This window comes from Alphaproteobacteria bacterium, from assembly GCA_040216735.1.
Taxonomy (GTDB): Bacteria; Pseudomonadota; Alphaproteobacteria; order SHVP01; family SHVP01; genus CALJDF01.
On the sequence record JAVJOO010000001.1, the window covers coordinates 215,692 to 235,977 of the forward strand.

The following is a 20,286-nucleotide window of genomic DNA, read 5'->3' on the forward strand; positions in this document are numbered from 1 at the left end:
TCGTATCGCCGGGCAAGAAGAATACGCGGGAAGGAGACTACTATGGATTTAGATGGAATGACCGAAGCGTTGCGCACCAAGGCTGGCGACGCGGCTGGCATCGACGCGACGATCAAGTTCGACTTCGGCGACGACGGCATTATTTTTTTCGACGGCGAGGCGACGCCCAACACCGTCACCAACGACGACCGCGAGGCCGATTGCACGATCCGGCTGTCCTTCGAGAACTTCAAAAAACTCGTCGACGGCGACCTCAACCCCACCACCGCCTTCATGATGGGCAAGATCAAGATCGACGGCAGCATGGGCATCGCCATGAAGCTGCAAAAGCTGTTGGGCTAAGCCTTCACCGTCCGGCTTTCGACGAACTTCCAGATCCCGCTCGCCGTCGCGATCAACCGGCCACCCTCGCCCAATACTTGCGCCTTGGCGAACACCAGGCTGCGCGTCGCACGCACCGTTTCGGGGACCGCCTCGATCCATTCGCCCAGGCGACCGCCCGCGACGAAGTCGACGTTGAGGCTGATCGTCGCGAACGACGTGCCGCCTGCGACGCTTTGGAAAATATTGAATCCGATCGCGTGATCGGTCAGCGCCATAATCAAGCCGCCGTCCAGCATCCCGTGCGGGTTTTGGTGTTTGGGCGCGGCCCACACGCCGAGCCGCCACGGTGGCCCGTCGGTGCTGGCAAAGATCGGCCCCATCGTCGCGTTGAAACTCTCGCCGTCTTCGCGCGCAGCGAAGCCGGCGGGCGGTTCGCGCACGCTCATCGGCCCCGCCGGATCATCGCCGCCGCACAATCGCTCATGCAGCGAACGCGGCCAGCGCCTTCTGGGCGATATCCGCGCCCCATTCGGGGATCATGTGACCGCCGTCGGCGACCTCGTAGGGCGGCGGGCAGCGGCGGATCGTCGCCTGCAGTTTGGTCATGGTCGCCGGCCCCATCACCGGATCTTGCATACCCACGGCCATAAAGGTCTGGCCGGTCCAGTCGTTCTTCCAGAACGCCCGGGCTTGGCGCGAGATCGCGGCGCCGTCGTCGTCGGTCTTTTCCGGCACGATATTGGGAAAGCGGCGCAGCACGCCCTTATAGGTCTTGTCGGGGAACGGCGCGCCGTAGGCATCGTATTCCGCGGCGCTCAGATGGGGCGCCATCCGGGTGAACAGCTTGGGCACGTTGAGGTCTTCCTGCGTGTTCGACCAGTCGCGCCAGGCCACAAACCCTTTGCTGAGCGGCTCGTCGCCGGTGGCCAGCGCAGTGTTCATCACCAACAACCCGCCAAAGCGCTCGGGCATCTCCATCGGCAGGGTCAAGCCGAGCAGACCGCCCCAGTCTTGGCACACCAAGACGATGTTCCTAAGGTCGAGCCGCTTGATGAACGCGAGCAAGACATCGCGGTGATAGGAGAAGGTATGCACCGCGTCATCGACCGGCTTGTCGGACTTGCCGAAACCCGGCAGGTCGGGCGCCACCGCGCGGTGGCCAGCCTGGGTAAAGACCGGGATCATCTTGCGATACAGGTACGACCACGATGGATTGCCGTGTAGGCACAGGAAAACCCGGTCGGCCCCGGCCGGCCCTTCGTCGAGATAGTGCAGGCGGACGCCCTCGATTCCGGCCAGATCGTCGAGGTAATGCGGCGCAAAGGGATAACCCGGCAGGTCGGCAAATCGGGCATCGGGGGTCCGCAGGACGTCGGGGTTCATGGGCTCTCCACAGTGTGATGGGACGGCACTTTGCACCGCCGCGGGGACCGGCAGTATAGAGGGGACTGGTGGAATCGGCCCAGCCTCCGAGGCTGTCTGTTGTTTTGCCCTGAAATTGCCTAGAATTGCCTGAATAATCTGCGGTTTAGGACAATAAAGTAACACGATGTCTGAAGTAGGCGAGGAAGTCGACAAGCACGAGTGGCTCAAGGATCTCTTGAAGCCGCTGCGCTCGAGCTACCGCGAAGTCTTCCTGATGTCGCTGTTCATCAACCTGCTCGCGCTGGCAGTACCGATCTTCACGATGCAGACCTACGACCGGGTGATCAACTCGGAAGGGCTGGTAACCCTGCAAGGTTTCGTCATCGGCATGATTTGCGTCATCGCCTTCGACCTCATCCTCAAACAAACCCGCAGCCGCCTGATGCAGCGCACCGCGCTCCGCATCGACGTCTCGCTCGGCAACAAACTCTTCAACAAGATCCTCTCGGTGCCGCTGCCGGTCCTGGAGAACCGGGTGACCTCGTTCTGGACCGCGTTGTTCCGCGACGTCGAGGTTGTGCGCAACACCCGCTCAGGCCCCTCGGCGGTGCTGATTACCGACCTGCCCTTTGCGATCTTCTTCTTGGTCTTGGTCTCGATCGTCGCCACCCCGATCATGTGGGTACCGCTGATTATCCTGCCGACCTTCCTGGTGTTGGGCTGGCGCTCGGCGGCGACGCTTACCGCCGCCAACGCGGCCGAACGCAAAACCGGCTACGACCGCGACGCGATGGTCGCCGAAATGATCGCGGGCCGCACCACGGTCAAGGCGCTGGCCCTCGAGGAATCGATTCGCCCGCTATGGGAAGACAAGCACGCCGCCACCATCGAGGATTCGATGCACCGCGGCCGCAAGTCCGACACCTTCGGCAACTACGGCGCCTCACTCACCACCATCACCACCGTCGCGATGACCTCGGCCGGCGCCATCGCCATCATCAACCAAGACATGACGATGGGCTCGCTGATCGCGGCCAACATGCTGATGGGCCGCATCCTCGGCCCGTTCAATCAGCTCGTCGGGTCGTGGCGCAACTACGCCTCCTACCGCCAGGCGGTAAACCGGCTCAGCGAAATCTTCGTCGTGCGCGACGACCGCCAAGAGGTCGAAGTCGAACTGGGCCGCCCCGAAGGCCAGATCACGCTGGAAAACGTCACCTTCGGCTATAGCGAAGAAGCCCAGCCCACAATCAACGACGTCAAGCTCCAGATCCGCCCCAACTCGTTCATCGCCGTGATGGGGCCGAACGGCTCGGGCAAGACCACGCTGATCAAATTGATCCTCGGCCTTTACAAGCCGCAAAAGGGGCGCGTCCTGCTCGACGGCGCCGACATGTCGCAGTTCACCCGCCGGGAACTGGCGAAGTGGTTCGGCTACGTGCCGCAGGAAATTTTCCTCTTCAACGGCTCGATTCGCGAGAACATCGCCAAAGCCAATCCCGAGGCCAGCGACGACGACGTGATCCGCGCCGCCAAGATGGCCGGGGTCCATCCGTTCCTGATCGATCTGCCCGACGGCTACTCGACCGACATCGGCGAAGCCGGCCGGCTGCTCCCAGGCGGCCTGCGCCAGCGCCTCGCGATCGCCCGCGCGTTCCTGGCCGATCCGCCGATCCTGATCATGGACGAACCCTCCAGCAACCTCGACCGCGAGGGCGAGGCTGAACTGGTCCGTCTGCTGCAAACCCTGGCCCGCGACCACACCGTGCTGGTCATCACCCACAGTCAAAACCTGCTGCAATCGGCCGGACAAATCCTGGTCATGCAAAAGGGCAAGATCGTCAAAGCGGGTCCGCCCAAGGAAGTCTTGGCCGATCTGGTGCGCAAGCCCCAGGCGGAAAAACCCGCCACCGGCCGCACCGCCCCCGCACCGCGCCGCCCGCGCGAGGCCGGCGGCCCGCGCCGCGAGCCCGCCGCCGCCCCGCCGCCTGCCGAGAACGCCGCACCGGCCGAGCGCGAGCCCATCCCGCCGAAGCGCGCCGCCCCGTCGCGCCGCCCGCCGCCACCGTCGCCCGCACCGGCAGACGACGTCGATCTCGAGATCATCGGCGAAGAACCGCCCGCCGCCGCTCCGCCCCCAGCGGACGAACCGAAAGCGGCCCCACGCCCGGCCGTCGCGCGGAAACCCGCCACTGTCAGAAAGCCCGCCCCGGCCGCGCCCCCGGCGCCCGCCGCGGAGACCAGCAACGTGCGCGAACTGCGGCCCAACGCCAACCGGGTCCGCAAGGTCACCACCGCTGGCAAACGCCAGGACCAGGAGGTCCCCGCCGCCGCTAAACCTTCTCAAGCCAAACCGGCCCAAGCCAAGCCTGTTCAAGCCAAACCCGTTCAGGCCAAGCCCGCCCCGGCCGCTCAAAAATCCCAACGCCCCGCGGCGGCACCGGCCAAACCGGCCGCGCCGCTCGACGCCGCGGCGCGCCGCCGGCTGGCCCAGCGTAAGCAAGCCGAGAGGAACCGCGCATGAGCAAGCTCGACGACCTGCTGGAACGCAACCCGGTGCCGGGTTGGCGCGTCATCGCCTATCTGATCATCCTTCTGCTGACCGGCGGCATCGTGTGGTCCTACTTCACCCAACTCGAAGAAGTCGCCGTGGCCCAAGGCGTCGTCGTCCCGGCCGGCCAAATCAAAAACATCCAGCATCTCGAAGGCGGGATCATCCAGGCGATCAACGTCAGTTCCGGCGACCGGGTCACCGAGGGCCAGGAACTCCTGCAACTCGTGCTGGGCACGCAAAACCTCAACCGCGAAGAGGTCCAGGCCAGGATCGACGGCCTATTGCTGCAACGCGCCCGCTTCGAAGCCGAAGCCAACGGTACGGACCTGCGCCTACCGCTCGACATCGCCGCGCGCCAGCGCGACATCGCCAACTCCGAACGCCGGACCTACGCCGGCCGCCGCAGCGAGCTTGAAAGCACCCTGCGCGGTCTCGAAGGCCAGGTGAAGGAGCGCGACCTCGAAGTTCAGGAATTCCAAGCCCAGCAAGGGTCGCTCGAACGCGAGCTCGGCCGCCTCGGCGAGAAATTCAAGATTTCGCAAGGCCTGCTCAAGGACGGACTGACCACGCGGGTCGAACACCTCGAAATCGAACAGGAAATCGAAAAACTCAAGGGCCAGATCGAGGTGATCGAGGTCGCGGTTCCCCGCACCCGCGCCGCACTCGAAGGGGCGCGCGAACGGCTCAAGGAAGAACGCCTGAAATTCCAGAGCGGCGCCAACGCCGAACTCGGCCGTATCGACCAAGAACTCGCCCGGGCCCGCGAACAACTCCAACAGGCATCGCGCCAGGCCGACCGTACCGTCATCACCAGCCCGATCGACGGCGTCATCAAGAAGCTCAACGTCAATACGCTCGGCGGCGTGGTTCAGCCGGGTGAAATCATCATGGAGATCGTCCCTTCGGGCCAAGCGCTTCTGATCGAAGCCAAGCTCGACCCCAAGGAACGCGGTTTTATCGAAGAGGGCCTTACCGCCCTGGTCAAGGTGTCGACCTACGACTTCGTCCGCTACGGCGGTTTGGACGGCACGGTCACCCAGATCGCGCCCGACGCCACGGTCGACGACAAAGGCAACTCGTTTTACAAGGTGGTCGTCGAGACCGACAAAAACTACCTCGGCTCGTCGGAAAGCGAATTCCCGATTCTGCCGGGCATGGTCGCGTCGGTCGATATCAAGACCGGCACCCGGTCGGTCGCCGAATTTATCGTCCGGCCAGTCTTGAAGCTGCGCTCCGAGGGCTTCCGCGAACGCTAGACCTTACTTCGAGGTCGCGACGAACACGCCGTCCCAATCCGGCGGCGGCGGATCCCATTTGTACAGCGCCAGTCGCTCGCTATAGAGCTGGTACAACACGCTCAAATCGATGCCTGCCGCGTTGGCCAGTTCGTTGCACTGCGGCAACATCGCTTCGGCGTCATCCCACTTCTGCGACCGGTAGATCCGCAGCATTTCGTCGTGCTTGTCGATCAACGCGAGATAGGGCGCACTTTCCTTCATCGCCGCGTCGCCCAGGAGCGCGAAGATCCTCACCGCCTCGGCCTTCCCCTTCACCGCGATTAGATCGAGCTCGATTGTCGCGAAGGCCGGCGCCTCCTGGTGGGTGATCTCGCCGATGACGATGTTCACGCCATAATTCTTCGATTGCCCTTCAAGCCGAGACGCGAGGTTCACTGCATCGCCCAGCACCGAATAGTCGAAGCGCTTTTCGGACCCCATGTTGCCGACGACGCATTCGCCGGTATTGATCCCGGCCCCGATCTTGATCGGGTGGAACTGGCGCCCCTCGGCCACCGCCTCGGCTTCTATCGCCCTATTGAGTTCGGGTAGGAACGTAAACATCGCGAGCGCCGATTCGCAGGCGTGTGCGGCGTGTGCGGCATCGTCGAGCGGCGCGTTCCAAAACGCCATGATGCAATCGCCCATGTACTTATCGATGGTTCCCTGGCGGTCCATGATGATGTCGGTCATCGGCGTCAGGAACTTGTTGATCAGCTTGGTCAACCCCTGCGGATCGGTCTTGAACGTCTCCGAGATCGCGGTAAAGCCGCGAATGTCGCAAAACAGGAACGTCATGCTCTTCATCTCTCCGCCGAGCTGGAGCCGGTCGGGATCGTCGGCGAGTTGCTCGACCAGGGCGGGCGACAGGTATTGCGAAAACGCGCCGCGCACCTGGCGGCGTTCGGCAGCGGTGCGTGAATAACTCGAAAATGTCAGCACCGAATAGAGAATGAGAATCGTCACGGCAAAGAACGAAAAGTCGACCAGGGCCCTGCCCGGCAGGGTCAAGAAACCGGCGTCGAACCCGGCGAATGAGAACCACGAAAACGCCGCTAGCACGCCGACCACGGCCGCGACCAACCCCAACGACCAAACCGCGCCGATCATCGGCAGGAACACGATCAGCAGCAGCCCCGCAACGATCACCGCCGTCAGTTCACCGTCGAGCGCGTTGGCCGGCCGCACCAAGGGCGTGCGAAACCAGATGGTCTCGATCATGTTCGAATGGACCTCGACCCCGGGCAGGTTGTTCGAGATCGGCGTCGCCCGGATATCGCGCAATCCGGCGGCGGAAGTGCCAATCAGTACGAACTTGTTTTGAAACCGTTCCGGCGCCAGCGTTTCGTTCAAAACATCCTTGGCCGAGACGTAAAGGTCGCCGGTAATTTCGCCGGGCTTGGCGTAGTAGACCCAGATTTCGCCGTCGCGCGTCGTCGGAATCGAGAAATCCTTGGTCAACGACACCTCGGCGATCCCGAGCTCGTTCGAAACCACGAAGAACGGCCGCTTCGGATCGCCGGTCGCGACACGGTACATTTCGACCACCAGCGAGGGATAGATCTTCTGCTGGGTCTTGCCGTCCGGGCGTTCGACCTGGACCCGCAGGATCGCCGGCGCGCGCCGGACGATCCCGTCCGCGTCCGGTGCGACATTGATCATGCCCAAACCGGGGCTCGCGGTCTCAAGCGTTTCGTAATTGCGCACGGCATTACGAAAGGCGCCGCGGATGAACGTTTCAGGGCGTTCGCCGCGCCGCGCCATCGGCGGCCCCTTGGGCAAATCGCCCGTGGCGTTCTCGGCATTGTTGGCAACCTGCCCCAGCACCACGCGGCTGCGCTGCAATTCACCGGCGAAGACATCGTCGTTGCTGGGCAGCGCCTTGAGTTGCGCCAGGACCTCGTCGCTCAAGCCCCGGCTCGCGGCACGCAGCGCCACCAGATTCGGCGACAGGCGGTCCTGTTCGGCAAACACAACGTCGAAGCCTACCGCCAACGCCCCGGACTTCATCAAGAAGACCACCATCTTGGCCAGCTCGTCGCGCGGCCACGGCCACTGGCCGATTTCCCCGAGACTGGCCTCATCGATGTCGACGATGACCACGGGCCGCTCGTGGCCCTCGGGCGTCGTGCGCGGAATTTGCCGCTGGTAGAAATCGAAGACCGCATTGCGCAGCGGCAGCAGCGTGGCATTGCGGGTCCGGTCGAGGAAGGTCGCCGATCCCGGCACCAGTTCCGAGGCCTGGACCACGCCGATCGCGATCAGGATCACCAGCGAGACGAAGCGACCGCCGCCCCACCACGACAGGAAGCGCCGCCAAAAGGGCCGCCCGCGCCGCTTCGCCCTCGGCTTCTGGCCCGGGGCGGGCGCCGCCGGGCCGGGGGCCGCCGGGGCTTGGTCGACCGTCGTCTCGCTCATGGCACGTCACGCATGGACCCGAGCATAGGGCCGCACCCGGACCCCTGCAAAGTCCAATTTTGTAGATAGTTCAACCGGTTAGGGGAACGCCGGGGCGGCACCGCCGGCGCCGGGTCGACCGTCGAACCAAACTCGGGTTATCTTAAGGCAGTTCGTGATAAACAGGCCTTAAGGCCTGGGAATGAAACGGGTTTCGGTCGGAATGCTTGTGGGCCAGCACAACGCCGTACGGATGCTCGCCGCCGTCTTGACAGTGGCGGCGCTAGGCATGACTGCGCCGGCGCGGGCGGTGACGCTAGAAGAAGCCCTGAGCGATCTTGCGGGCACCCATCCCGCGATCCGCACCGACGAGGAGCGCGTCAATTCCGCCGATCAGCGGTTGCGCGGCACCAAGGCGTTCTTCCTGCCCACGGTCAGCCTGACCGGCGACTACGGCTACGAGCGGATCGATTCGCCGACCCGCCGCTCGACGCGCGGCAAGCCCGCGAAGGAACTGCGCGAATCGATGACGCTCAACCTGCGTCAAAATCTGTTCGACGGTTTCCAAAAGAATTTCGAACGGCGCGGCGCGGTCGAAGACAAGGCCGCCGCCGTCGACTTCTTGGAAAACACCGAACAAAGCACCCTGTTCCAGGGCGCCAGCGCGTTCATCGACGTCGTCCGCCAAAACGAACTGATCCAACTCGTCCGCCAGATCGAAGTCCGCGCCCAACGCCAAGTCGATCTCGAAAACGACCGCGTGCGCGCCGGGCAGGGTCTTGCCGCCGACGTCCTGCTCGCCCGCCAGCGCCTGCAGCGGGCGCGCGAACGACGGGTCGTGTTCAACGGCAGTTTGCAGGATTCCTTTACCCGGTATCGGCAGTTGTTCGGCGAATTCCCCGACCCGGTCAACATGGAAACCCCGGTGCCGCCGATCGACCTGCTGCCGACGTCGCTGGACGAGGCGTTGCGCATCGCGCGGCGCAGCCACCCGCTCATCGCCAACGCCAACAATTTGGTCGATGCCGCGCGAGCGCGCCAGCATTCGGCGCAGTCCAATCTGTTCCCCCGCGTCGACCTCGTCGGACGCGCCAATTTCGAAAGCGACCTCAACGACACGCCGGGTGTGCGACGCGACGCGTCGGTCTTGGTGCAAGCGACGTGGGATCTCTTCACCGGGTTTTCGGTCCAGTCCAACATCGCGGTTTCGGCCTTCGACCATGCCGCCAACCTGAGCAACCTCCATCTCACCGGCCTGCGCATCGACGAAGAGGTGCGCTTTTCCTGGCAAGCCCTCAAGACCGGGTGCGAGCGGCGCTTCTTGCTCGAAAACGCGCTGGAGATTTCGCTCTTGGTGCTCGATCAACGCCGTACCCTGCAAGCGGCCGGCCGCGAAACCGCTTTGCGCGTGCTCGACGCCGAAACCGAAGTCACCGACGCGCAAATCAACCTCGCGGCGGCGGTCTTCACCGAGATGACGACGGTCTACCGCGCGGTTCTGTCCATCGGCCGCCTCGACGTTGGCACGTTGAACGATGCCGCGGCCTTTGCCCGCTCCAGCGAAGCGACGCCGACGATGATCGATTGGTGCCGTCAGTATGCCAATCTGGAACTGCGCCAGGATGCGCCGCTGCCGACAGCGGCCGACGCGGCCCGCGCCGCCGACCCGTTCGCCTTCCGCGGCGACGACCTCGGAACCGACGCGACATCCGACAACCCCTTCGCCCAATCGGACACTGGCGCGACCGACACCGATCCCTTCGCCGGTTCGGACGACACCGACGAGAATCCCTTCGCCTCGATCATCGACAACGAGGATGCGCCCGAACCCGACGCCGGGGCTGGCCTCACCCCGCTGTTCGACGATGACACCGACGTGATCTTTGAGGACACCGACACCCTTGACGCGGGAACCGAGGATCGCGATGTATCCCCCGAGCCCCCGGCGGGGCTCGCGCTCGGCGACGACCGTACCCTGTCGGCGCCCGCCGAGTCGGCCCGGGATCCCACCCTCGGGGCCCAGGAGTTCTTCGATTTCGATGCGGACGATGACATCACCCGAAACCGCACCCCCGATCTTTAGGCGCCGCTTGGTGTGGCCCGCCGCGGTGCGCGCCGGTACTCTCCTCGGCGCCGCGGTCCTCGTCTTCGGGCTATTCGCCGCCACGCCCATCGCGGCGCAAACCCCGGGCGGCTCGCTCCTGGCCAAGGCCGCGCAGAAATCGGGCAAGCCGTTCAAGGAATGCGACGAATGCCCCGAGATGGTAGCGATCCCGTCCGGCAACTACTGGATGGGCCGCGACGACGGCAAAAGCGTGGAGACCCCGGCGGTGCCGGTCGCCGTCCTCAAACCCTTCGCGCTCAGCCGCTATGAGGTGACTTGGGACGAGTGGCTCGCCTGCGTCGAGGCCGGGCCGTGCACTCACATCCCGAGCGATCACCATTGGGGGCGCGGCCGCCAGCCGATCATGAACATCACCTGGCAGGACGCCCAGGACTATGTCGGCTTCCTACGCGCGCGCACCGGCCAGCCCTACCGTCTCCCGGTCGAGGCCGAATGGGAATACGCCGCGCGCGCCGGCACCGATACCTTCTTCCCCTGGGGCGACGAGGCCGGCACCTACAACGCCAACTGCCGCAAGTGCGGCACGCCGTGGGATGGCCAGGGCAACGCCCCGGTCGGCACCTTCAAGCCCAATGCGTTCGGGCTCTACGATATGCACGGCAACGTCTGGGAATGGACCGAGGATTGCTGGAACCCGACCCACGACGGCGCGCCGACGATCGCTCGCGCTCGCACCGACGGCGATTGCGAACGCCGCGTCATCCGCTCGGGCTCGTGGTACTACATCCCCCGACTGATGGCCTCGACCTACCGCGATCGCCACCCGGCCAAACTATTTTCCTACAATATCGGCATCCGCGTCGCGCGCGACCTGGACTAGCGCGCACGCCGCCACAGCCCTAAGCCGGGCTCAGTCGGTGGCCGCGCGGTCCCGGCCGGCGCCGCCGGCGTCGTCGGTTTCCCGCACCGGGGCCTTGGCGAAATCGGCCCATTTGTCGCGCCCGCCGCGGTTGTCGAGGACGTGGAGCAGCGCCGAGACCGCGCGCCGGTCGTAGCGTTTGTCGCGCTCTTGCATCAGTTCGCCCGTCGCGTCCTCGACGCTGCGGCCCTCCTTACGGTAGGACCGCGGACTGACCATTGCGACGAACGCATTGGCGACCGCGATGATCCGCGCCGCAAGGTTGATCTCCTCGCCCTTGAGGCCCCGGGGCCGGCCGCTCCCGTCCGCGTGCTCCTGCACCTGGCCGATGATCTCGACCACCGGCCCATCGAATTCGACGTGGGACAGCATATCGGCGCCCTTTTGGATTTGGGTCCGTACCAACTCGATCTCGTCCGGGGTCAACGGCCCTTCGCGGCGCAACCACTCTCCACGCACCCGGGTCTTGCCGATGTTCATCAACTGCGCGGCGATGTCGATGGTACGAATGGCCTTGCTGTCGAGATCCATCTCCTTGGCCATCGCCGTCGCCACCTCGCCGACGCGCGAGGCGTGGTGCGCGCAATAGGGATCGCGCTGGCCGACCACATCGACCAGCGTTTCTACCAGTTCGCGGAACACCCGTTCGCGCTGCTCGCGCTCCTCCATCAGCTCGGTGATGTCGTCCAACATCATCAGCACCGCCGCCGGATGGTCGCGGTCGCCGCGCAAGGGATAGTGCGTGGAGCGGATTAGGTGGTGACCCTTTTCGTCGTCGAACTCGTTGATGTGGGTGATGCGCTCCTGATTCGCGATGATCTCCTCGGCGCGGAGCAGGATTTCCTTGTTCAGCTTCTCGAACGACTTGGCGCGGACCGGCCCCATGACGTTAGCCATGGTCGTCTTCATCATCGCGTCGACGTCCATCCCGGCATTGTCGGCGGCAGTCTTGTTGGCAAACGTGTATTGGCCCTCCGCCGTCACCGCGATCATTTCGGTGGGTTGGCTGTCGGTGACCACACGCAGGAACTTACCCAGGTTCTGGAATCGTTCGGCAGCGAGCCGGAAACGCTCGGCCGCGGCGGCGGCGCGGATCGAGGTGCCGTGGCGCCAAACCGCGACGATCATCACCAGCGTCACGACGATGACCAAGATGAACACGATCAGCATCGTCGTCAGGCGGGATTCGGCGGCCGATAGGGCTTCGGCGGTGCTGACCTTGCGCACCACGACCCACGGTGCCGCCGACAGCGTGCGCCCGGTGACCAGAACCTCTTCGTTGTTGTAGTCGACTTTGCGGCCGAATCCGCCCGCGGTATCGATGACGTAGGCCGACGCAAGATCCGGTGTATCGCGCGCCATCACCCGGCGCAGCGGCGCGGTCCCGTCCTTCAACGGCGACAGGAACTCCACGTTCGGACCGCGCGTGCGCACGATATAGGTCTCGGCGGTTTCCTCGATCTCGCCGGGCTGGCGCAGCAAACGGTAGAGATCGTCGCCGACGATCCGAATGCCAATGATCGTGCCCAGCACCTCGCTGGTGCCGGCATCGGCCTGGATGCCGAAGACCGGCAGCGAAAAGCCCATCGTCGGCTGGTCGCTATTGCCAAGATACATGTCCAGCAGCCCGCGCTCACCGCGCGGCGTTTTTTGCAGGAACTCGCGGATCGGCCCGGCGATCGGCGGCATCGTCGGCGTCGCCACCAACACCTTGCCGTTAGGGTCGAGCAACGCCATCCCGGCCAAGCCGACGCGTTCGACATTGGCATTCAGGTCCGGGCCGGTCAGCGGCTCCGTGAATTTCGCCCGCTCTGCCGTCGCGATCAGCAAGTTGCGCAGGTAGCCGGCTTCGCCAAGTTCGTCGGAATCCGCGTCGTCGCCCAGCAACGACAGTTCGGTCACGTAAAGCTGCAACGAGGCGTTCTCGCCCAAGCCGCGGATCGCCGCGAACTGATCGTCGATCCAGTCGTTGATCGCCCCGGCGCGGCTGTCGGCGACGATCCCGAGGCGGATCTGCCAATCCTGCATTTCGCGCTGGCGTTCGGAATCGACGAATCGAAAGACGAAGAAAACGCCCAGAACCGCGATCACCGCGAGGGTGAGCGCGGCCAATACCACGGTTTTGTTGACGCCCCGCGGGACGTCGTCTTCGGGCATTTCGGCCATCGGTCGGGGTCCGCCGTTCCCTCGTCAATCAGCGCCTGACTCTAGTGGCCGCTCCCCGCCCGGACAATGGCCACCCCCCGAAAAACCGGGGCTCCCGGCGGCAATCGCTCACGCAAGCATGAATTCCCGCGCGCTACCGGGCGGCGTATGATGGAGGCCGTTGAAAGATCTTGGGGTGTCAGAACCGATGACACGGGTGTCGATAAGGCTTCGCAGTGGCGCCGCCGGTGCCGTCCTGGTCGCGGCCGCACTGGCGCTGACCCCAGCCGCCTTTGCGGCAGACGCCGGCGCCGGTAAGCCCAGCCTGTGGGGCACCGTGGCGGTCGAGAAAGACAGCCTCGCGCCCTTCCCCAAATGGACCGAAGCGCTGGCCCGCTTCAAGGAAGAGGCCAAAAAGAACAGCGGCGAGTGCAAGGTCACCGCCGAAGAAAAATGCGAATTCAAAACCTGGGTGGCCTTCCTCAACAAGGTCAAGAACGAGCCGACCGCGGTCAAGCTCGAACAGGTCAACGCCTTCATGAACCAAGCCAAATACATCGTCGATCCGATCAATTGGAGCGTGAAGGACTATTGGGCGACCCCCGCCCAATTCTTCAAACGCTTCGGCGATTGCGAGGATTTTGCGGTGGCCAAGTTCATGTCCCTGGCTGCCCTCGGCGTCGACCGCGATTCGATGCGCATCGTCGTTTTGCAAGACCTCAACCTCAAGGTCGCCCACGCCGTCCTCGCGGTCGAGCTCGACGGCAAGACCTGGATCCTCGACAACCAAATCAAACAAGTCATCGACGCCGACCGCATCCGCCACTACCGCCCGGTCTATTCGGTCAACGAAAAGGGCTGGTGGCTGCACAAGGGCGCGTAACCGCCCACCGTCGCTACACGAACAAAGAGAACGCCTCCCCCTGCGCGCAGAGGGGGGTCGCCTCACCCCACCCCCCCCGGCGCATCATTCCGGAACAAAAAAAGGCCCGCAAACTGAGGGCCTTTTTTTTCCTAGGTGCACGATCCCCGTTAGATGATCTCGATATTGTCCGCCGTGACGTCGTCGCCGCTGACGGTCGCAATCGTCTGGTAGCTGTCCTCAGGCGCACCAGCGCCCTGGTAGAACAGTGTGTTGCTGTCATCGTCGAAGCCAATCTTGGAACCGTCCTCGCCGATGATGGTGAAGTTCGAGCCCTGATGTTCGACCGTGTAGTTGCCGAACCCGCCGAAGTCCTCGCCGTCGAAGCGGAACATGTCCTTGTCATTGTCGAAGCCGACCACGGTATCGCCACCCTCGGACGCCGCGTTGTACAGGAAGATGTCGTTGCCCGAGCCGCCGTCGAGGATGTCCGCGCCGTCGCCACCGATGATGATGTCGTTGCCGGAGTCACCGTCGATTTCGTCATCGCCGGCGCCGCCGTAGAGCACGTCGTTGCCGTCGTCGCCCTCGAGTTCGTCGTCGCCCACGCCGCCGTACAGCGTGTCGTTGCCTCTGCCGCCTTCGAGTTCGTCGTCGCCTTCGTCGCCGTAGAGCGTGTCGTCGCCGTCATCGCCCTCGATTTCGTCGTCGCCGGCACCGCCGTAGACAATGTCATCGCCGGACCCAGCCTCGATTTCGTCGTCGCCGGCATCGCCGTAGATGGTGTCGTCGCCCGAGCCGCCGTCGATTTCGTCGTCGCCAGCACCGCCGTGGAGGACGTCCTCGCCCGAGCCGCCGTCGATTTCGTCGTCGCCGGCGCCGCCATAGACCGTGTCGTCGCCCGAGCCCGCGTCGATCTCGTCGTCGCCGCCCAGGGTATCCCAGCTTCCGGCCATGTAGGTGTCGGCGATGGCGTCATCGCTGAGTGCGCTGTCGAAGAAGGCCACCTCGTCCATGGCGCCTTCGAAATAATCGCGCAGGTAATTCGCGGTGCCGTCACTGCTGTAGGTTTGCGACGCGCCAAGCACGATCGGCTCTTCGTTGTTGGCGATCCCACCGGTGTAGGAATCGGTGTCCACTTCTTGGCCGTTGATGTAGAGCGCCATGCCCGCGGCACCCCAGGTGAAGGCGATCTGCATCCACTGGCCTTCCTGGGCCGCGCCACTGTTGGATTCGACGTAGTGGCTGCGGTCGTCCTCTTGCAGGCGCACCCGCACCTTGCTGCCGTCGAGTTCGATGTGCAGGTGGCCGCCGTCGTCGTAGCCACGCGAGTCCTTGGAGAATAGACCCTGGTGGCCGCCGAGGTCGTCGGGCCGGACCCACATCATCACGGTGCCCGAGTCGGCCTCGAAGGCATCGCTGTGGGGGATGGTCACATACTCGTTGTGCCCATCGAAGGTCGCCGCTGCCCCATCGCCGATGCCAGGTGCGCCAAGGTCGACGCCGCCGTGGTAGGTGCCGGCATGTTGACCGGTTTCGTCCGCCGCGGTCGTCCCGCTGGTCTCGCCGAGCCGCCAGAAGGCGACCGGTGCGTGCTCGTTAACCGCCTCGGCATAGTCCGGGGCCTCGCCCACCGTCGCGGTGTCGCCGTAGATCACGTCGTCGCCGGAACCACCCTCTATTTCGTCCTCGCCGGCGCCGCCTTCGATAAAGTCGTCGTTGGAACCGCCGTCGATTTCGTCGTTGCCCGCGCCGCCGATCAGGACGTCGTTGCCCGAGCTGCCGTACAGCTCGTCGTTGCCGTCGCCGCCGTAAAGCGTGTCGTTGCCGCTTTCGCCGGTGAGGTAGTCGTTGCCGTCCGAGCCCGACAGCGTGTCGTTGCCCGACCCGCCGAAGATCCAGTCGTTGCCCTCGCCGCCGTCGACCGTATCGTTGCCGCTGCCGGCAAAGATCGCATCGCCGCCGCCAAGGCCGAAGATCTGATCGTCCTGGTAGGTGCCGTAGATGTACTCGCCGCATTCGGTGCCGACGATGACGTTGCCCTCGTCCGATCCTTGGATCGTGATCGAGATGGTTTGCATCGCCGTGGCATCGCCGTCGGTCACCGCATAGGTGAAGGTCTCGACAACGCTTTGCCCGCTATTCAACGCCTGGGCGGCATTGCCCAGGGCGAAGCTGTAGGTGCCGTTGGCGTTGACGGTCAGTTGCCCGTACTGGCCTTGGCCATCCTCGCCGCTCGCCAAGCTAAAGGTCAGGGTTTCGCCGTCGACGTCGGTTGCCTCGAGGTTGCCGGTGATGGTCCCGGCGTCCTCGGAGCCGGACACGACCTCGGCCTGGGCCACCGGCCCATCGTTGGCGCCGGTGATCGTGATCTGGATCGACTGAGTCGCCACGGCGTCGCCGTCGGTGACCTGCCAGGAGAAGGTCTGGGTCGCCGATTCGCCGGTGTCCAGCCCCTGCGCCGCCGTGTTGGGCACGAAGCTATAGGAGCCGTCGGCATTGACCGTGAGATTGCCGTACTGGCCTTGACCCGACCCGACCAAGCTGAACGTCAGGTTCTCGCCGTCGACGTCGGTGGCATCAAGGTTACCCGTGATCGACGCCGCGTCCTCCGACCCAGACACGACCTCCGCCGCGGCCACCGGACCGTCATTGGCGCCGGTCACCGTGATCTGGATCGACTGGGTCGTCACCGCATCGCCGTCGGTCACCTGCCAGGTGAAGGTCTCCACCGCAGATTCGCCGGTATCGAGCCCCTGCGCCGCCGCGTTAGGCACGAAGGCATACGAGCCGTCGGCATTGACCGTCAGGGTCCCGAACTGCCCGGCACCGGAACCTTGCAGGCTGAACGTCAGGTTCTCTCCGTCGACGTCGGTGGCATCAAGGTTGCCGACGATCGCCGTTGCATTCTCCGAACCCGATACGGTCTCGGCCACGGCCACGGGGCCGTCGTTCGCGCCGGTGATCGTCACCGTGATCGTTTGGGTCACGATTTCGTCGCCGTCGCTAACCTGCCAGGTGAAAGTCTCGGTCGCGCTCTCGCCGTCGTCCAGCCCTTGGGCCGCGGCATTGGGCGCAAAGCTGTAGGAACCGTCGGCGTTGACCGTCAGGCTGCCGAATTGACCCTGGCCGTCTTCGCCGGCGGCCAAGCTGAAGGTGAGGTCGTCGCCCTCGACATCGCTCGCATCGAGATTGCCGGTGATCGTCGCATCCTCGGAGCCCGAGACGATTTCGGCGCTTGCCACCGGGCCGTCGTTGGAGCCGGTGATCTGGATCGTGATGGTCTCTGTATCGATGCCACCCTGACCGTCCGACACCTGCCACGTGAAGGTCTCGGTGCCGACCTCGCCGTCGTCGAGCGACTGCGCGTTGGGGTTCAGCGTGAAGGCATAGGTACCGTCCGGGTTGACGACAAGCGTGCCGTAGGTGCCCACGCCGTCCTCGCCCGCGGCCAAGCCGAAGGTGAGATCGTCGCCGTCCGCGTCGGTCGCGTCGAGTTGGCCGACCAAGGTGTCGCTGGTATCGCCGCCGCTATAGCCCGGATCGATCAGAATGCCGCCGCTCTCACCCAGGTTCAGGGTCATGATGACGTCGTCGTAATCGCGATCGCCAAGCCCCGGCAGATCTTCCCAGCCGATCGTGACGTTGCCGTCGCTGTCGGTTTCGAGCGAGGTGTGGATCTTGCCGTCCGGGTTCAGCGCCGCCGAGGCCGAGTGGTAGGTCGGTCCGTTGAGCGCCGTCGCTGCGCCGGTCGGGCTGACATAGAACAGCGTCGGATTGACGCTATCGGTGGTGGCCGGGCTGCCGTCCGCATTGCGGAACTCGAGCGAACCGTTCACCAGATCGAAATTGGCAAGGCCGCCGTTCTGGCCATACCCGTCGGCGACGATGAACATGCCGAACTGTCCGGTATCGCCGGTTTCGAAGGAGGCTTGGTCGCCACGGTGCATAGAGCCGCCGCTGCCTTGCAGACTGGCGTTGGTCCACACGAAGGACACATCGGTGATGTTGCCGTCGGCATCGACCTGATAGGTCCCGACGATATTGCGGTAACCGGCCTCTTCGCCGACGAAGGTCGCCGTGACCGTGGCTTGCTCGGGCCCCGAGTTGCCATTGATGACGCCGTCGTCTTCGGTGCCGGTGACGAATTCCGGCGAAGCCACCGGCGGGGTGTTGTCGTCCGAGCCGGTGATGGTGACCGTGATCGTTTGGGTCACGGTCTCGTCGCCGTCGCTGACCTGGTAGGTAAAGGTCTCGACCGCAGACTCGCCGTTCGCCAGGCTTTGTGCCGCCTCGCCGATGTCGAAGGTGTAGGAACCGTCGGGATTGACGGTGAGCTGGCCATACTGACCGATACCGTCCTCGCCCTCGGACAGGCCGAAGGTCAGATTATCGCCGTCGATGTCGTTCGCCTCGAGGTTACCGGTGAGTTGCCCCGCATCCTCGTTGCCCGTCACCGTCTCGGCTTGCGCCACCGGACCGTCGTTGGACCCGGTGATCGTCACCGTGATCGTCTCGGTCGTCGTGACGTCGCCGTCGGTCACTTCGTAGGTAAAGGTCTCGACAGCGGATTCGCCGTCGTCCAGCCCCTGCGCCGCCGCCCCGATCGCGAAGACGTAGGCGCCGTTCGCCGCCACCGTCATGTTACCGAACTGCCCCTGACCACTACCCTGGAGAGAGAAGGTCAGGTCGTCGCCATCGACGTCCGCCGCATCGAGGTTGCCGGTCAGTTGGCCGGCGTCTTCATTGCCGGAGACCGTCTCGGCTTGCGCCACCGGACCATCGTTGGACCCGGTGATCGTCACCGTGATCGTCTGCGTCGAGACAACGTCGCCGTCAGTGACCTCGTAGGTAAAGGTCTCCACCGCGCTCTCGCCGTCGTCCAACCCTTGCGCCGCCTCGGCGATATCGAACGTGTAGGACCCGTCGGCATTCACCGTCAGTTGGCCATACTGGCCTTCCCCGTCGCCCTGCAGGCTGAACGTCAAGTCGTCGCCGTCGACATCCGCGGCATCCAGGTTGCCGGTCAGCAGGCCGGCATCTTCATTGCCGGTCACCGTCTCGACTTGCGCCACCGGCCCGTCATTGGACCCGGTGATCGTCACCGTGATCGTCTGGGTGCTCGTGACGTCCCCATCCGTCACTTCATACGTGAAGGTCTCAACCGCAGATTCGCCGTCATCCAGCCCTTGGGCCGCTTCGGCGATGTCGAACGTGTAAGAGCCGTCGGCGTTCACGGTGAGTTGGCCGTACTGCCCCTCGCCGTCGCCCTGCAGTGAGAACGTCAGTTCGTCGCCGTCCACGTCCGCCGCATCCAAGTTGCCGGTGAGTTGACCCGCATCCTCGGTACCTGAGACAGACTCCGCCTGGGCCACAGGGCCGTCATTCGACCCAGTGATCGTGACCTGGATCGTCTGAGTGCTAACGACATCCCCATCCGTCACTTCATACGTGAAGGTCTCAACCGCAGATTCGCCGTCATCCAGGCCTTGCGCCGCCTCGGCGATATCGAACGTGTAGGACCCGTCGGCGTTCACGGTGAGTTGGCCGTACTGCCCCTCGCCGTCGCCCTGCAGGCTGAACGTCAGATCGTCGCCGTCGACATCCGCCGCGTCCAGGTTGCCGGTCAACTGACCCGCATCTTCGCCGCCCGTAACCGCCTCGGTTTGTGCGACCGGGCCATCGTTCGAGCCAGTGATCGTTACCGTGATCGTTTGCGTCGAGACAACGTCCCCGTCGGTGACCTCGTAGGTGAACGTCTCAACAGCAGATTCACCGTCGTCCAGCCCTTGGGCCGCCTCGGCGATATCGAACGTGTAAGAGCCGTCGGCGTTGACCGTCAGCTGTCCGTACTGGCCTTCGCCGTCGCCCTGCAGGCTGAACGTCAAGTCGTCGCCATCGACGTCCGCCGCGTCGAGATTACCGGTCAGTTGGCCGGCATCTTCATTGCCCGTCACCGTCTCGGCTTGCGCCACCGGGCCGTCGTTCGAACCGGTGATCGTTACCGTGATCGTTTGCGTCGAGACGACATCCCCGTCAGTGACCTCGTAAGTAAAGGTCTCGACCGCAGACTCGCCGTCGTCCAACCCTTGCGCCGCTTCGGCGATGTCGAACGTGTATGAACCGTCAGCGTTGACAGTGAGCTGCCCGTACTGGCCTTCCCCGTCGCCCTGGAGCGAGAACGTCAGATCATCACCATCGACGTCGGCCGCATCCAAGTTGCCGGTCAGCTGGCCGGCATCTTCATTGCCCGTCACCGTCTCGGCTTGCGCCACCGGCCCATCGTTGCTGCCCGTGATCGTCACGGTGATCGTCTGGGTGCTCGTGACGTCGCCGTCCGTCACTTCATACGTGAAGGTCTCAACCGCGCTCTCGCCG

At 64.6% G+C, this 20,286-nt stretch carries 11 protein-coding genes; 6 read left to right on the top strand and 5 right to left on the bottom strand.

Annotated features, from left to right (window positions below):
- Positions 1-42 precede the first annotated feature (42 nt).
- The gene (locus RID42_01055) at positions 43-342 is read left to right on the top strand and encodes an SCP2 sterol-binding domain-containing protein (protein ID MEQ8246246.1); all 300 of its coding nucleotides are present in this window, start codon (positions 43-45) and stop codon (positions 340-342) included.
- Here the strand turns inward: RID42_01055 and RID42_01060 are convergent.
- Together RID42_01060 and RID42_01065 are read right to left on the bottom strand one after the other, a co-directional pair.
- Positions 339-770 (bottom strand): PaaI family thioesterase, encoded by a 432-nt coding sequence (locus tag RID42_01060; protein MEQ8246247.1) that lies wholly within the window; start codon positions 768-770, stop codon positions 339-341. The two genes, RID42_01055 and RID42_01060, sit on opposite strands and share 4 nt — an antisense overlap.
- 34 nt (positions 771-804) lie before the next feature.
- Complete coding sequence (locus tag RID42_01065) at positions 805-1,707, bottom strand: haloalkane dehalogenase (protein MEQ8246248.1); 903 nt, start codon at positions 1,705-1,707, stop codon at positions 805-807.
- Between the two features lie 166 nt (positions 1,708-1,873).
- Here RID42_01065 and RID42_01070 point away from each other — a divergent pair, with 166 nt between their 5' ends.
- Together RID42_01070 and RID42_01075 are read left to right on the top strand one after the other, a co-directional pair.
- Positions 1,874-4,213, top strand: a complete 2,340-nt coding sequence (locus tag RID42_01070; GenBank protein ID MEQ8246249.1) for an ATP-binding cassette domain-containing protein — start codon at positions 1,874-1,876, stop codon at positions 4,211-4,213.
- Positions 4,210-5,499 carry an HlyD family type I secretion periplasmic adaptor subunit gene (locus RID42_01075; GenBank protein ID MEQ8246250.1) on the top strand — a complete coding sequence of 430 codons (1,290 nt, stop codon included), beginning with the start codon at positions 4,210-4,212 and terminating at the stop codon, positions 5,497-5,499. Before RID42_01070 ends, RID42_01075 begins: the two co-directional genes overlap by 4 nt.
- Before the next feature lie 3 nt (positions 5,500-5,502).
- On the opposite strand, the gene RID42_01080 is transcribed toward RID42_01075, so the two are convergent.
- Positions 5,503-7,938 (bottom strand): adenylate/guanylate cyclase domain-containing protein, encoded by a 2,436-nt coding sequence (locus tag RID42_01080; GenBank protein MEQ8246251.1) that lies wholly within the window; start codon positions 7,936-7,938, stop codon positions 5,503-5,505.
- 181 nt (positions 7,939-8,119) lie between these two features.
- Between RID42_01080 and RID42_01085 the strand changes: the two genes are divergently transcribed.
- Positions 8,120-10,000 (top strand): TolC family protein, encoded by a 1,881-nt coding sequence (locus RID42_01085; GenBank protein MEQ8246252.1) that lies wholly within the window; start codon positions 8,120-8,122, stop codon positions 9,998-10,000.
- Complete coding sequence (locus RID42_01090; protein MEQ8246253.1) at positions 9,966-10,862, top strand: formylglycine-generating enzyme family protein; 897 nt, start codon at positions 9,966-9,968, stop codon at positions 10,860-10,862. Before RID42_01085 ends, RID42_01090 begins: the two co-directional genes overlap by 35 nt.
- A gap of 30 nt (positions 10,863-10,892) precedes the next feature.
- On the opposite strand, the gene RID42_01095 is transcribed toward RID42_01090, so the two are convergent.
- Positions 10,893-13,067 carry an HD domain-containing phosphohydrolase gene (locus tag RID42_01095; GenBank protein MEQ8246254.1) on the bottom strand — a complete coding sequence of 725 codons (2,175 nt, stop codon included), beginning with the start codon at positions 13,065-13,067 and terminating at the stop codon, positions 10,893-10,895.
- Positions 13,068-13,254: 187 nt separating this feature from the next.
- Between RID42_01095 and RID42_01100 the strand changes: the two genes are divergently transcribed.
- Positions 13,255-13,929 carry a transglutaminase-like cysteine peptidase gene (locus RID42_01100; GenBank protein ID MEQ8246255.1) on the top strand — a complete coding sequence of 225 codons (675 nt, stop codon included), beginning with the start codon at positions 13,255-13,257 and terminating at the stop codon, positions 13,927-13,929.
- Between the two features lie 149 nt (positions 13,930-14,078).
- Here RID42_01100 and RID42_01105 read toward each other — a convergent pair.
- Positions 14,079-20,286: VCBS domain-containing protein (locus RID42_01105; GenBank protein ID MEQ8246256.1), on the bottom strand; the 6,208-nt coding region annotated here is incomplete at its 5' end.